This is a genomic window from Hyella patelloides LEGE 07179, assembly GCF_900659865.1.
Lineage (GTDB): Bacteria > Cyanobacteriota > Cyanobacteriia > Cyanobacteriales > Xenococcaceae > Hyella > Hyella patelloides.
Map to the genome: position 1 here is coordinate 1 of NZ_LR213830.1, position 14,603 is coordinate 14,603.

General features: G+C 36.4%; 17 protein-coding genes. 12 read left to right on the plus strand and 5 right to left on the minus strand.

The window, feature by feature from the left end; translation table 11 throughout:
- Positions 1 to 156 precede the first annotated feature (156 nt).
- Both H1P_RS12195 and H1P_RS12200 read left to right on the plus strand, forming a co-directional pair.
- Positions 157 to 525, plus strand: a complete 369-nt coding sequence (locus H1P_RS12195) for a VOC family protein (RefSeq protein WP_144867423.1) — start codon at positions 157 to 159, stop codon at positions 523 to 525.
- Positions 526 to 571: 46 nt separating this feature from the next.
- Positions 572 to 1,396: a class I SAM-dependent methyltransferase gene (locus H1P_RS12200; protein WP_144867424.1), complete on the plus strand. Its 825-nt coding sequence runs from the start codon at positions 572 to 574 to the stop codon at positions 1,394 to 1,396.
- A gap of 3 nt (positions 1,397 to 1,399) precedes the next feature.
- Here the strand turns inward: H1P_RS12200 and H1P_RS12205 are convergent, their stop codons facing one another.
- Entirely contained in the window at positions 1,400 to 2,305 is a 906-nt protein-coding gene (locus H1P_RS12205; RefSeq protein ID WP_144867426.1) for a hypothetical protein, read from the minus strand.
- 444 nt (positions 2,306 to 2,749) lie between these two features.
- Positions 2,750 to 3,625, minus strand: a complete 876-nt coding sequence (locus H1P_RS12210) for an alpha/beta fold hydrolase (RefSeq protein WP_222427031.1) — start codon at positions 3,623 to 3,625, stop codon at positions 2,750 to 2,752.
- A 154-nt stretch (positions 3,626 to 3,779) separates the two neighbouring features.
- Here H1P_RS12210 and H1P_RS12215 point away from each other — a divergent pair, with 154 nt between their 5' ends.
- The 6 genes from H1P_RS12215 to H1P_RS12235 all read left to right on the plus strand — a co-directional run bounded on the left by H1P_RS12215 (position 3,780) and on the right by H1P_RS12235 (position 10,577).
- Entirely contained in the window at positions 3,780 to 4,568 is a 789-nt protein-coding gene (locus H1P_RS12215) for an NACHT domain-containing protein (RefSeq protein ID WP_222427032.1), read from the plus strand.
- Positions 4,569 to 4,618: 50 nt separating this feature from the next.
- On the plus strand, positions 4,619 to 4,852 hold the full coding sequence (locus H1P_RS37425; RefSeq protein WP_222427033.1) for a hypothetical protein: 234 nt from the start codon (positions 4,619 to 4,621) through the stop codon (positions 4,850 to 4,852).
- Between the two features lie 302 nt (positions 4,853 to 5,154).
- Positions 5,155 to 6,213, plus strand: coding sequence for an NACHT domain-containing protein (locus H1P_RS12220; protein WP_144867430.1), 1,059 nt, complete (start codon positions 5,155 to 5,157; stop codon positions 6,211 to 6,213).
- A 186-nt stretch (positions 6,214 to 6,399) separates the two neighbouring features.
- Complete coding sequence (bioB, locus tag H1P_RS12225; RefSeq protein ID WP_144867432.1) at positions 6,400 to 7,395, plus strand: biotin synthase BioB; 996 nt, start codon at positions 6,400 to 6,402, stop codon at positions 7,393 to 7,395.
- A 991-nt stretch (positions 7,396 to 8,386) separates the two neighbouring features.
- Positions 8,387 to 8,980 carry a response regulator gene (locus tag H1P_RS12230; protein WP_144867434.1) on the plus strand — a complete coding sequence of 198 codons (594 nt, stop codon included), beginning with the start codon at positions 8,387 to 8,389 and terminating at the stop codon, positions 8,978 to 8,980.
- Positions 8,981 to 9,170: 190 nt separating this feature from the next.
- Positions 9,171 to 10,577 (plus strand): mechanosensitive ion channel family protein, encoded by a 1,407-nt coding sequence (locus tag H1P_RS12235; RefSeq protein ID WP_186375944.1) that lies wholly within the window; start codon positions 9,171 to 9,173, stop codon positions 10,575 to 10,577.
- Positions 10,578 to 10,692: 115 nt separating this feature from the next.
- Here H1P_RS12235 and H1P_RS12240 read toward each other — a convergent pair whose 3' ends face one another.
- The gene (locus tag H1P_RS12240) at positions 10,693 to 11,253 is read right to left on the minus strand and encodes a DUF1579 family protein (protein ID WP_246141648.1); all 561 of its coding nucleotides are present in this window, start codon (positions 11,251 to 11,253) and stop codon (positions 10,693 to 10,695) included.
- 207 nt (positions 11,254 to 11,460) lie between these two features.
- Here H1P_RS12240 and H1P_RS12245 point away from each other — a divergent pair, with 207 nt between their 5' ends.
- Positions 11,461 to 11,970: an inorganic diphosphatase gene (locus H1P_RS12245; RefSeq protein ID WP_144867438.1), complete on the plus strand. Its 510-nt coding sequence runs from the start codon at positions 11,461 to 11,463 to the stop codon at positions 11,968 to 11,970.
- 120 nt (positions 11,971 to 12,090) lie between these two features.
- Positions 12,091 to 12,450, plus strand: coding sequence for an NAD(P)H-quinone oxidoreductase subunit M (ndhM, locus tag H1P_RS12250; RefSeq protein ID WP_144867440.1), 360 nt, complete (start codon positions 12,091 to 12,093; stop codon positions 12,448 to 12,450).
- A gap of 125 nt (positions 12,451 to 12,575) precedes the next feature.
- Here the strand turns inward: ndhM and H1P_RS12255 are convergent, their stop codons facing one another.
- Positions 12,576 to 12,809, minus strand: coding sequence for a hypothetical protein (locus H1P_RS12255; RefSeq protein WP_144867441.1), 234 nt, complete (start codon positions 12,807 to 12,809; stop codon positions 12,576 to 12,578).
- Positions 12,810 to 13,135: 326 nt separating this feature from the next.
- On the minus strand, positions 13,136 to 13,789 hold the full coding sequence (locus H1P_RS12260; RefSeq protein WP_144867443.1) for an SDR family oxidoreductase: 654 nt from the start codon (positions 13,787 to 13,789) through the stop codon (positions 13,136 to 13,138).
- 96 nt (positions 13,790 to 13,885) lie between these two features.
- On the opposite strand from H1P_RS12260, the gene H1P_RS38910 reads away from it, so the two are divergent.
- Together H1P_RS38910 and H1P_RS39355 are read left to right on the plus strand one after the other, a co-directional pair.
- Complete coding sequence (locus H1P_RS38910) at positions 13,886 to 14,410, plus strand: DUF1997 domain-containing protein (protein ID WP_222427034.1); 525 nt, start codon at positions 13,886 to 13,888, stop codon at positions 14,408 to 14,410.
- A 76-nt stretch (positions 14,411 to 14,486) separates the two neighbouring features.
- A partial coding sequence (locus tag H1P_RS39355) for a DUF1997 domain-containing protein (protein ID WP_425461531.1) occupies positions 14,487 to 14,603 on the plus strand: 117 nt, incomplete at its 3' end.

Below are 14,603 nucleotides of genomic sequence, written 5' to 3' on the forward strand. Positions count from 1 at the left end.
AACAGGCACTAATTTTACTTCTTCCTCATATTTTACTTCTCTCTCTTTTGAATCAGTTAGAGACAGTTAGACCCTGGTTAAATGAACTTGGTTTTGATTTTTCTCTGATTAGGTGCAAGATCTGAGTATAAAATAGAATTTTGCTTGATTACACTGATGACTTTCAATTATACTGATGCTTTTTTAACTATCGCTACTACCGATCTCGAAAAAGCGATCGCCTTTTATTCCCAACTGCTCAATCAAAAACCACAACCTTACATACCCAATGTTTACGCAGAATTTAATTTAAAATCTCTGCGTTTAGCTATTTTTAAACCGAAAGAAGATCATCAAGCTGAGTTTAATAATTCTCGTCATAGCGGGATGAGTATTTGTTTGGAAGTAGAAGATTTAGACACAACAATTACACATTTAACAGAGATGGGTTTTCCACCATCAGGAGACATTACAGTTGCTTCTCATGGTAAAGAAATTTATGCTTACGATCCAATGCATAACCGTCTAATATTACATCAGGCGTAGGGTGAGCATTGCCCACCTACCTTAAATAAATTGCCAATTAATTAAGATGTTTAATAAATATAAAAAACAGATTACAGAATTTTTTAATTATCGCAAACAATATGATAATGAATTTACTTATAATCGAGCGATTAAATTAGTAGATTGTGTTAACTTATCTGAAGGAGAAACTGTTTTAGATGTGGCGACAGGAACGGCTATAGTCGCGATCGCAGCGTCTTCTTTAATAGGCAAAAAGGGTAAAGTAATTGGTGTTGATATTTCTCCTGTAATGTTAGCTCAAGCAAGAGAAAAAATAGCAAAAGCAGATGTTAGTAATATTGAACTGATTGAATCTGATATTGATGATTTAGAGTTTCCTGATAATAGTTTTGATACGATTTTTTGTTCTTCTTCTGTACCTTGGTTTATTGATATTCCTGGTGTATTTGATAATTGGTATCGCTGGTTAAAGCCAGAAGGGAAAATAGTTTTTTCTTGCTATTCAGAAAAGTCTTTTTTAACGCCTAAAATTGTTCAGTTATGCCAAGAAATGTGTAATATTGAGCTTCCTGATTGGAATAGTATTACAGGTACACCAGAAAAATGTCAGCAACTTTTAGAGTCATCTGGATTTAAGAATGTTGTGGTAAAACAAGAACAACTAGGACATTATTTAACAGCAGAAGAAGCGAAAAATACTTGGAAAGGCGATCGCATATGGATTAATCCCAGAGGTAATCCTTTATTAGACTTGTCTGATGAGCAATTGGCTCAATTAAAGCTAGCTTATGATGCAGAAATTGACCAGTTAGCAACAGAAAAAAGAGTTTGGGAAGATATTACAATCTTTTATGTTTATGCTTATAAACTTAACCATAATAACCTTTAGCTACTATCTTTGATTTAATTCAGGGTAGTTTACAAGAGTCGAGGGAAAAGTTTTAGAAGTTAGTTGAACACGGGCGCGATTGTATAGACAAGAAGAATTGCGAATAATTAGATCTGAATAATTTTGAAAAATATTTTTCTTTTTCTTTTCAATATTTTTCTGTTGATTAAAATATTCTGATTTAGCTTGTGAAGTAGACTGATTTTTACTAATTCTCGTTTTTTCAATTCTATCATCAAAAAAATCTAAGCCAGTCATTCTACTATGATGAATGGGAAAATTACTTTTGGCTGCTGCCAAAGTCATCGCATATGTGGGATGTTTATGCATTCCCAATGTATCAGCATAAATCGCTAAATCACCCCAGATTTTTAAAAATTCTAGTTCTCTCCCTCGATCTTTATTAATCGCAAATAAAAACTCATTGATAAATTTTAATTCTGGAGAATCAAGATCGATACTTATCCTATGAGCCATTTTTTCGATAATATATCTTTTTTTAAATGACTTATTGGATTGAGACTTTTGATTAAAGCGTCTTTGTATATGTTTCTGCAAACTTCCACAACTACGTGCAGTTAAACCAGGAAGAAATTTGAGGTTTTGAGGTACTGGGGCGCAAATTCTAACATCTGCATCTAAATACATAACAGAAGAAGATACCGAAAGAGCATCCCAAATTGCAAATCTTCTCTCATGATAAGGCATGACTCCTCGACATGAATGCTTAACGGCTCTTACATTAGAATTATCATTAAATATATGAGGTCTATCGGTATAAATTATAAAGTTACAACCTGGAGCAAATTGTTGTAAATCTTGGGCGAGAAGTTTTGCCATGAGGTTGTATTTCTCACCGAAAGCAGATGTGCAGAAACACAGAAAATCGATACCTAGACTATTTTTCATTATAATTAGACTATCTTGTAATTAGGTATGTAATCATCCTAATTTTCGTTAAAAATATCATGTAGCTGAATATCTTTGTCATTAGTTCATTGGCATTTTTTGGGTTTCTCCGACATCATTTAGTATTTAGAGTATCGGAGTATCAAGAATAATCAAAAAACGAATGCTAAACATAACTAACAGATATTTACTTTAGGTACCTAATTATAATCTCCCTTGAAACAATTTAGGGGAATCGAATCTAATAAATTAAATTATCCTAGTAATTTCACCAGCTATAAGTTTATAGCTTATAACTGTAAGCTTTGTTTAATTCCTCCACGAATTTAAGTGGAATAAGACAAGCGTGGTAAGCAATTTTACCCACCACGCTTGCAAGCTTGTCGCTAATAGCTAATAGCTAATAGCAAGCGATTTTAAAAAATTGTTGAATAATTTAAAATCTTATTTTGCTAACCAATTAATAATCTGTTGATTGACAATTTCTGGCTTTTCATCGTGGGGACAATGACCAGCAACGGGAATCGGATAAAATTCAACATTATTATTAGTGGCTGCTAAATCTTGATAAATTTTTGCACCTTTAATTGGAGTCCAAGGATCGTCTTCTCCCCAGAGAATTAATAGGGGATGTTGCAGATTAGGTAACAACTCATTGGGAGTTAAACCAGCAGGTGCAGTTAATACTGAAGCGAATACTTGTTGTGCGCCGGGATCGCAAGAAGGCTCATATAGCATTTCTACTAATTCATCCGTTACCGCATTGCGATCGCGATAAACTTGATATAAAGTATTACGAATCCGATTTTTTTGTCTTACTCCATTAAAGATAAATTTCCCAGTCAGGGGAGAGCTTACTAATTTAGTAAACGTACCCATCACTACCCGCAAAGGAAGATTTAACTCGTCAGGACGATGATTGAGTCCTCCCGCACAGTTAATTAAAACACCTCCTGCACTAATTTCAGAATGATTTGTGACCAACATCAAGCTTAATAATGCGCCGATGGAGTTACCGACAAACACTGTCGGCTGATTAATTTTGGCTATCCAAAAGTCTTTGATTTGCTCTTGCCATAGTTCTAAACTGTAGTCCAGAGGTGGTTTTGCAGAAGCCCCAAAACCTAGTAAATCCATAGCAAACACGCGATATCCTGCATCTGCTAAATGGGGAATATTCTTTTTCCAATGACCGATACAAGCACCAAAACCGTGAATTAAAAAAAGTGGTTTTCCTTGTCCCGCTTCTGTGTAGCGGATTTTGTGTCCCCGCCATTCCCAATCCAATTTTTTTAGAGGTTCAAAAGTAATTGAAGTCACGATTTATTATCTCGATCTTTGTATTCATTAATAAAAATTAATGTAACTGAAATTAACAGTTCTCGACAAACGAAACCGAAAGCGAATTAGACTTATTGTGTAGTTAGACTTGAATAATATTTGTTTATTACTTGAAACATCTGGGTTCGGTCTAATGACAGAAATGGAATTTATCCCAGAATTGATTGGAAAAATAGACCCTGCTATTCTGGAGGCTGCTACGAAGGGATTGGCTACTGCTATTGGTAAGGTTGCGGGGGAAGCTGGGGTTAAGCTTTTAGGTAATACTGGAGAAAAAATTTTAGATGGTACAGGAAAACTAACTCAAAAAGCCCAAGATATTCTATTTCGTATTTCACGTAAATACATTGAAAACTATGCAGAACGTCATGGCAGACTCAAAGTGTTAGGGATGTCCAAACCTGTCAGTCTTGATTCTGTATATACTGTGGTTAAGCTCTTAAATCCTGGTGAATTGCGAACTTTTGCATCCGTTGAAGGTTTAGAATCGGCATTTCGCGAAAGTAACCAGCGAGGTTTTCAGTCTCAGGAATGTCGCAAAGAATCGGGTATCGCGGTAGCTAACAGAGAACAATATCTAATGGTATTGGGTGCGCCTGGGATGGGTAAAACCACCTTTTTACGCAAAGTAGGCTTAGAAGCACTAAAAAGAAACAAGGGAGCATACGAGTCTAACTGTATTCCCGTCTTTTTGGAGTTAAAAACATTTCGCACGGGTAAGATAAGTTTTGAAGAAGCCATAGCATCTGAATTTGCTAATTGCGGTTTGCCCGAATACGAACAACTGACAGATAAATTCTTAGAACAAGGTAAGTTGTTGATTCTCTTAGATGGTTTAGATGAAGTACTGACAGAGCGTATGAATGAAATGGTGACAGAAATTCAAAACTTTGTCTATCGCCTAGCAAAAATCGTTTTATAACTTCCTGTCGCATTGCAGCCTATCGTAATAATTTTCGGCGTTTTACTGATGTGGCAATTGCCGATTTTGATGACGGACAAATTGAGAACTTTATTACCAATTGCTTTGAAGCCAATCCAGAAAGAGGTCAAGAATGTTTAGAAAGTTTGAATAGTGGTGACTACCAAGCAGCCAAAGAATTAACCAGAACTCCCCTACTGTTAACCTTAGTTTGTATTTTATATCAGCGATCGGGACAATTTCCCACTAATCGCAGCACCCTTTACCTGACATTCCGCAGATAATTTTCTCAAGGAAATAATTAAATGAATTTGCTTGAATATAGCCGTTTATAGCAATCGCCAATCTTCAAAAACACCAAATAATATATTAGTTCTTATTCTGTTTCTAAAATCGCTGTATTCTCTATCTCTTAAAGTGTGTAGACTAAATTGCTCAAAAAATCACGAAGAAATTAAATTTTTCTGCGGAATGTGAGCTTTACGAGCGAGCCTTACGAGTATTATTAGAAGAATGGAATGGTGCAAAAGAAATTCCCATTGAACAACTTTATAAAGGCTTAGATACCAAACGCAAAGAATTAATTTTGTCTCAGATTGCTTACGACACATTTATCGAAGATCGATTATTTTTTCCTAAACGAACAGTAGTCAAACAAATCGAAAAATTACTACCCGAATTATTACCAGATGAAAAATATGTTGATGGCAATCATGTTTTGAGAGATATCGAAGTACAACACGGTTTATTAGTAGAAAGAGCAGAAAGTATTTATTCTTTTTCCCATTTAACAATTCAAGAATTTTTAACGGCTCAACATATTGACTATAACGATATACCCATTGAAGAGTTAGTAGATAATCATCTTTGCGATAAACGTTGGCGAGAAGTCTTTTTACTATTAGCAGGATTGAGAAAAGCCGATAATTTGCTTTTAGCAATGGAGAAAAAGACTCATTCTTTGATTAATAATTCTAAATTACAAGACTTATTAGATTGGGTAGAAAAAATTACCGACTATCCTTTGGAAAATATTAGATCGTTAGCTAAAAGAGCAATTTCTTTTTCTAATGCTATTAATAACTTATCTGCTTTTATTCAAATTGACAAAAATCAGATCTCTTTTATGAATGGGATGGCTTATGACTATTTAATAGAATTTGCCAATAGCCTTGCTGTTATTAAATTTAACTCAAAGACAGTCTATATTTACACGAATATGAATCAAACTATTAACATCGATAATGATAGTATTGATGCTCAAACTATTAATATAGTTATTAAAGAGGCTGTGAAAGAATTTATTGATTATGTTTTATCTATTGCAGAATACAAAATTTATAGCCATATAAGATATGATGAACTGATTGATAATTTAGAGAAATTAAAACAAGATGCTATTAGAGATAAACAAGATAAAGATCGCCTTTTGGGTATAAGTAAAAAAATTAACGAGTTATGGATGAATACTTTTAATCTGACTTCAGAAATGATGGAGATATCAGAATCAGAAATGGAAACAATAACTGATTACACTTATACGAATTTACTAATGCTTCAATGCAAACAAGCAGTAGTAAGAGTAACGCCTGAAGTATGGAAAGGAATAGAATCGCGGATGTTGTTACCAGTTAAAAATGATTGATAGTAGATAAATTAGAGTGTTTTGCATCACTATCAAATAAATCTCCATTAAACATTCAACGAAGCCAATCAATCTATCTGCGTCTCCTTTGCGTCTTTGCGACTTTGCGTGAAATAAAGATTAAACTTTCTAGACAAACGAAGCCGATCGCGGAACAATAAAGAGTCTGAGTTAACAGGTACGAAAATGGCGATCGCAAAAACAGAAGCTTTAAACTGGGATGCAATAGCAACAAAATCTCTCGCAGGGGAAAAAATCACCCGCGAAGCAGCAAAAGCAATTTTGCAAGCACCAGACACCGAATTATTGGCACAGCTTGCAGCAGCTTATAAAGTCCGTCATCATTATTGGGGAAACAAAGTCAGGTTACACTTTCTACTCAATGCCCAAAGTGGTTTATGTCCTGAAGATTGTCACTATTGTTCTCAATCGAAAATTTCTACGGCTGAAATTGAGAAATATCCCCTGATAGCGCAAGAAAAGATAGTCAAAGCAGCCGATAAAGCAGCCGAATTACAAGCAGGAACATTTTGTTTTGTTATCTCAGGGCGATCGCCTTCAGAAAAGGTGTTTAATAAAGTAATTGAAGCAGTGGAAACTGTCAAAGCTAAACACGACTTAAAAATATGTGCTTGCTTGGGCTTACTGAGTGAAACTCAAACCAGACAGCTAGCAGCAGCAGGAGTAGATAGGGTTAATCACAACCTTAATACTTCAGAAAATCATCATCCTCAGATTTGTAGCACTCACACTTTTCAAGACCGTGTAAACACCCTAAAAAATGTCCAAGCTGCGGATATTACTACCTGTTCTGGCGGTATCATTGGTATGGGAGAATCCCACGACGATATTATCGATTTGGCATACTCTCTGCGAAAATTAAATGTCACCAGTGTTCCCTTAAACTTTTTAATTCCTATCGCAGGTACACCATTAGGACACCTTAATGAATTAAATCCTCGTCATTGCCTGAGAGTACTCTGCTTATTTCGCTTTATTTTACCTTCCCAAGAAATTCGTATTGCAGGAGGGAGAGAAGTACACTTACGGTCTTTGCAACCTTTGGGACTTTATCCTGCTAATTCTATTTTTATTGGCGACTATCTCACTACAAAAGGACAAGAAGCCCATGCGGATCTTCAAATGATTCGTGATGCTGGCTTTACAATTGAAAATCCTTAAAAAAGCTATTAGCTATTTGCTCTCAGCTTTTAGCTTTCTTCAGTAAATATTTGGTGTTCGTACTGTTAAATTCTAAATCTGGCTTGAGTTAGCTAATAGTTATACCAATCTCTCTATCAAAATGCACTAAATCAAATTTGATTCCTTTGCTAGGTCAGCATTCCCAAGGGGCTGATTCCGTCGTCGCACGGCGGAACTTGTACGCCCCGTTTGCGTCTTTCTCCGCCCTAAAGGATACCGCTCCCCTAAAGGACTCGCTCTGCATCGCGCGACCGAAGGAAGTCCTTTAGGGCATAACGCGGGGTCTGAACTCTTTGTCCCCAGCTAAGCGGGACTTGTACTCATCACATTGGGGCATAAACGCCTGGTGCGTGAGATTTAAGCCCAAAATATTAAGTACAACTTTTAAGGATTAAAGGCTGACAGCTAACAGCTTATACAAATGAAAAAAGCTTCGGGAGTCTTGCCGTGTTTCGACCCCAAAGCTTTTCTCTTTTACACTTACTCCTCACACACTTATAAGTATAGGCAGTGTAAATTTTTTCTTGGTAACTTTAGTGACACTTTCTTGATTGTCACAATAAGCAAGATCGTGATGTGAACCAACAAAATTAATTTACAGATAAATGAGGAAAGGCCAAAGAAGAAATCTCCAAAGGAACATCATACTAACATTATAAAGATATTTTCTAAAAATACCCCTCAAACCAAATCAAATGGTTACGGCTGCTTTGAGTGGAAACAGGATTAAGTTTAGTTATTGTGGGTTGAGCGATCGCGCTGCGCTGCCTTCGGCAGACCGCATTTTTGAGAGAACATTATGCAGTGGCTAGGGTGGAAGTTAAGGTTTTATCTTTGTAAATAATTATCAAGAAACGCATAAATATTGAAGAGAAAAACAAAGTAATAAATACGAGGTTCGCTATGTAAACCTTTAAACTAACTACTTACTTATTTCAACAACTTAAAAATTAAGAGAGTATCAAATCAGATGTTTCACCAGTCTAAAACAAAAACACCATTGGCAAAATCTAATTCGGATCGCCTCTCAAACTCAAAAAATGTGGATTTTCAATTGTTACCAAATTCGGCGATCAGCACTGTTCTCATTGCTGATGAAGAACCCGAGGTCAGAGATGCTTTATCAGTCGCCGTTCGACGCTGGGCACAAGAAGAACAAAGAAATGTAGAACCCTTTTTCGTAGAAAATGGGCAGCAGGCGGTAGATTACGTTGAAAAAATGGGCGATAAAAATCCACCTTTCTTGGCTATTCTCGATCTGCGTATGCCCCAAATGAACGGACTAGAATCAGCTCAAATCATCAGTGAGTTTTGTCCGCAAATACCAATTATTATTACAGCATCACACAATGAAATCGACGAAAAATTAATTCAAAAAGCTGATGATTTTGCCAATCAAAACTCTCACATGGGTTTTATTATTCGCACTAACAGTTCTCATCTTCTAAAAGTAGCCTTAGAGTTTGAAATTGGGAAGCTAGAAATCCCAGAAGAAGAGCAAAAGGAAGTAAATAAAGGCTTGCTTGGTAATTTAAAAGGAAAACTAAGTCAGATATTAAATTGAGAATTTTAAGATTAATAGTAATTAAAATTTTCTATAACAAGCTAGTTTTTACATTTAAAAACTGTATCAGGGTGAATCATTTACCTAAATATTTAAAGGTATGAAGATGTTTAAGATGGAACTCCTAAAAAGAAACAAAATCGTTGATAAAAACTTGGCAGATGTCGATAGGAACAGAAAAATCAAGCTCATGAAAACTTGTGTCTTGACCATTGGACTGCTAGCAACGCTGACATTGGTCAGTTGCCGAAAGGAAAATAATTCAGCTTTATCTATAAGCGGTCCATCCCCATTAGCCTCTAAGAGTGAAACTGAGAGCAAACCTAAACTAGCACCGCTTTGTGAACCCACTGATAATCTGGTAGCTTATTTTGAAACAAAAAAACATTGGATCAATATCTGTGGTGAGGGGAATCAAAAATTCTTTGTAAGACAGTTGAAGTCAGATATTAGTAAAATAATTCGACTTCCTGCCTACTGGAATGAGGAAAGTTCTGTTTTTTTGGCTAATAGTGGCGATACTATCTACGCTGTTAATGGAGAAGGCTTAAAAGTTTGGAAAGATGGTAAATTAGTCCAATATCCCATAAACAATCAATCTGGTTCCAAGTTCAACATAGGAAATTTTTTTAGCCGACTCGACGGAGCAAAAATCCTTAAGACTATCATCGCGGGAATATTTCTAACAACTTTATATATTTACGGTAGACCTTATATTCACAAATTAGGCAGCAATGGCAGAGCGATTGCTTATGTCGTTGGTATTGTTGCTTGGCCAGGTATTGTGGTCGCTTGTTTGGCGATCGCTGAAATCCCTCTCGGCTTGCTCGCTTCTTTAACTGGTGCTTTAGCTTTTGGCTTTTCCTTTGGTTCTAGACAAGTCGTCGAAAATGCTGCTACCGTGGCTTTAAACTTACGAGATGACGTTTATGAAGTCGGCGATATTATTGGTTTTTCTGGTGATGATGATTTTTATCGAGTTGCTGCCATTAAAACTTCTACGGTTAAACTTCTCTCATTAGCAGGAAATGCGGGTCGTATCCTTAATATTTCTCCTAGCGTGCTAGCACAGAAAGAGTTTGTTAACTATACCCAAGATGGAGCTGGAACTCTGTGTAAGTGGGTTTTTCCCATTTCTCTAAAGGCTCAGATTGCCCAGCCAGGTAAGGGAGATATTATTAGGATGGAAGATACTTTACTCAAAACAGCCAAAGAGGTTCAGCTTTGGATTATTCAGAACACTAAGCATCCAGAAGCTAAAGCGACCTTTGCTGCTGAAGCGAATAAAGAAAAGGGTCGTCAGGATATTCCTGCGGGAGTGTTTTTGACCAAGGTAGAAAAATTCATTCATCATTATGCCGTTGCTCTCTGGATTCCAGGGATTGAAATTTATAGAGTAGCTTCTATAAGCAATGAACTATTCCATCGTGCTTGGCATCATGCGGTCGAAAACCATAACTTAGAGTTAGCTACGCCCTATACGGTCGATGATACAGACATGGTTGAGGCAACTCAAGCAATTGCTCAATCTCTTAGAGAAAGTTTCAGTAAAGTTCAAGACTTGAATAAAAATGAACACGCTAGCATTAAAGTCTAAGCTTATCCACACAAAAGCTGCATATTTCTCAACTAGAAAGTATTCTTTTTTGCTTACTAGGGTTGACCAAATAAATCATATGTTTATTTTCAAGCTGGAAATTAACAACCCTAGTTTATTCAACACGTTCGCAAGTTTCGTTAACCGCAGGTTGCCATTCTCCTGTATTGTCGGTAACAAAATAAGTGGCAGTAAACTTGTCTTCGTCATCTTGAATAATCTCTTGTCGCAATGGTCGGGCATTTCCTCCCTCAACAACTGCTCCTTCCCAGACTAATGTTTCATCTTGCCAATCTAATGCGGTGAAGTTAAGAGAGTTCCCATTACCTACCACAACAAACCGAAATAACTTTTGAGAAACCGCATCATAACCTAAAAATTCTCGTGAATTAATTGGTTCTCTTTCATCAGGGAATTCTATTTCTTCAGCGTTTCCTACATACCAAAAGTCATTTAAGTCCAGTTGTACTGTCCAAATAAAAACCCCTACTGGAGTTTCTGGTGCTGCTGGTTGTTGACAACGCCACGTTCCCTCGAAGTATTCTAAACGCTCTAATTCTGGTGGGGGTTGAGATGGTTCTGATTCTTCAGTATTGGCGATCGCACTGTGGTTAATTGCCAATATACCCATAGCTAAACATAATGCTTTCAATTTGCTTTTTATACTAATCAACATTTTTACTCCTGAGTTGGTGTTCGGACGAATCGCGATTCATCCCTAGAACTCGACAAATGAGTTCGTCTTTAACCCTCTATCTTAAGTTCAACTCTTCAGGTAGAATGCATTGTTGGTAGAGCTATGTCTCTTTACTAAAGCCTGGGGAATTTTTCCTAAAGGGATTGATACTTTTTTATGTAAACTTTTAGCATTTGGAGAAATTTCGTGGATTTATCACTGATTCCCGCCCAACCTAAACCTGGTATTGTCAACGTTTTAATTGAGATTCCCGCAGGTAGCAAAAATAAATACGAATTTGATAAAGATCTCAATGCATTTGCCCTAGATCGTGTTCTTTATGCTTCTGTGCAGTACCCTTATGATTATGGTTTTATCCCTAATACTTTAGCCGATGATGGCGATCCTTTAGATGGAATGGTCATTATGGATCAGCCTACTTTTCCAGGTTGTGTAATTGCTGCTCGTCCTATTGGGATGCTCAAAATGATTGATGGTGGCGATCGCGATGAAAAAATTCTTTGTGTTCCTGACAAAGACCCTCGTTACGCTAATGTTACCTCTCTTAATGACATTGCTACTCATCGTTTGGATGAAATTGCTGAGTTTTTCCGTACCTATAAAAACCTCGAAAAGAAAGTAACCGAAATTACTGGTTGGGAAAATGTTGATGCGGTTAAACCTCTAGTAGAAGAGTGCATTAAAGCGTATAAATAATTTATCAGTGGGGGCGCAGGTTTCCTTGCGTCCTCAAAAAGTTTACGCCTTTACCAAGTTTATGCTCTTAAATTCTGTAAAATAAGAAGACAAATAATACAATCAATAAAACATTGCAAAATGCTGGTTAAATCGACAACTCGTCATGTGCGTATCTACAGTGCAGAACTTAAAGATAATCAATTAGTACCCAGCGATAGTGTTCTCACTCTAGATATCGATCCTGATAATGAATTTCTTTGGAGTGAAGATACTTTACAAAAAGTTTATAGCAAGTTTGATGAATTGGTAGAAGCCAGTAGCGGTGAAGATTTAAGCGAATATAATATTCGTCGTATCGGCTCTGATTTAGAGCATTATATCCGTTCTTTGTTGTTGCAGGGAGAAGTTTCTTATAATTTAGGCAATAAAGTACGTAACTTTAGTATGGGACTTCCCAGAGCAGAGAGTCCTGAAACGGATCGAGGGAAGTATATGTAGGTTTTGTGGTGTTGCCGAGCAGGTTTTTAGGAAAAGAGAGGATAAATGGTTAGTGGTTCTTGGTTTTTAGATAAATAGTTCAAGACAAAATAGCTATTTACTATCAAGGAATTCAGCAGCACTTTTTACTTGAGGCTAGCTGCTAATTTAGCAATTACTTTAGGCTTTCTTAACAAGAGCAATGCTACTAAAAATAGCAGGTGAATTGACCAATGAGCCACTACTAGACCCCAAATCAAACAAGCGATCGCCATTCCCACTGATAATACACCAAAAATATCGTTGGCAGTACGCAAATACAGAATGATACTTCCTATAGTGGTCACTAACATAAGTATCGGAAAAACGGGAAATATCATAAAAATCTGATCCTTATTTGCTCCAGAATAGGCTTTGTAAGAAAATTATTTATTTCGAGCGAGTTTAAAACTTGTTCATTGGTTGATTTTCTTTTGGCTAGTATCTCTAGAAGAATATTTCCTTGCTGAGATTGCATAAACAACCAAGTTTTAATAAATTTAAAATTTTGTCATAAAGATTACTCGTCAACATTTCCTTGCTTTAAACTTAACCTGGCTTGACTGCAAAAACCGTAGCTGGGATCGCCAAATGTAGGGAAAAGCATGATATTGTCACACTTCTTCACAAAACTTCATTTTCAAAGTACTAAATATTTTGGATAGGATTAAACACTAAATAATTGCTCCCAAGTTTTAGCCTCTACATCTGGTTTAGAGACTGTTTCTACTATTTTATTTTTAGCTGCTGCTTGGGATAAAGACTCCACACAAACTGTCGCTACTTTTTGGCGTGGAATACTCCCATCAAATAAAGTATCCGCAGCAGACATCACAATATTATCCATATTATCTTCGTTTTTCAGCCCTCCTGGTCGCACAATAGTATAGGTTAAACCACTTTGCTGTATATAATTTTCTGCTTGCTTTTTCCACCATAAAACCAACCAAAATAAATTTAAAGGATGGAAAAATTTCGAGACACATAGAGAAGAAACAAGAACAAAATGCTCGATGTTATTTTCTTGAGCGATATCTACTAAATTTTTGGTTCCTTGGTAATCAACCAAATAAGGTTGGGTAAAATTAAAACTGGGGCTAGCACCAGTAGCACAAATCAATAAGTTACAATCGGCTATAGCGGTTGTGAGCGTATCGGGTTTGAGGACATCTCCGACAAACAATTCTGCTTCCGAAGGTAGTACTTGTTGTGCCTTTTCTAAATTTCTGACCAAGGCTCGTACAGGGATTTCCTGAGCAACTAATTCTTTGACGATCTGTCTTCCTGTTTGTCCGGTAGCTCCAACAACTAATACTGGCATAAGAACTTAAATCACACCTAAATAAAGATATAAATGTTTAACTAATTGTTAACTCTTTTATTCTAAGTAATTTAGCTTTAAAAGAGTTAATTAAGTGTGTTTAAAGAGATAATGGAGTTGACATTGACACAAGAGAAGTCCCTAACTGGTTCAAATTTATCTATCCCACAAAAGTCTTTAATAACGATCGAAGATTCTGCTTTGAATTCTTTTAAATCATTTTGGTTTTCTGTTTGTTTTGTGGGTTATATGGATATGTATAGCGATCTCGAAACTGTCGCTAACTACCTTAATGCTCATGATGATTGGTTCTCTCGTTGCGCTCAACCCATGAATGTAGAGCCTCTGAACAACAACGGCTATGTACTTAATATAGGACGTTTTGCTTCTTTGGGTTATGAGGTAGAGCCGAAAATTGCAGTAACGCTCGATCCTCCTGAAAACAATCTTTACGTGATGCGTACTGTTCCGATTCCTAATTATGTAGCCCCTGGCTATGAAGTTCAATATAAAGCAATAATGGAGCTTGCAGAAACTTCTGCTGAAGAAGTTAAAGAGCAGTCTCAGAAAAAAATTTTTGCCAAAAAGCTAAGTATTCCCTCAACTATGACTAGGGGTTAGTTTGGGCAAATTAAAACCTTGACTGTAACGGTTGACGAAATTCCCCAAATTTATTGAGAAACTTCCAACTAATTTAGTGCAGAATACAGGCGATCGCTTGCTAGCTCAAATTGTACGCCAAATATCCCCTCGTTTAACTTATAAAGTACAACAGGATTTTCATTCTTCAAAGGGTTTACCCATACCAGCAAAA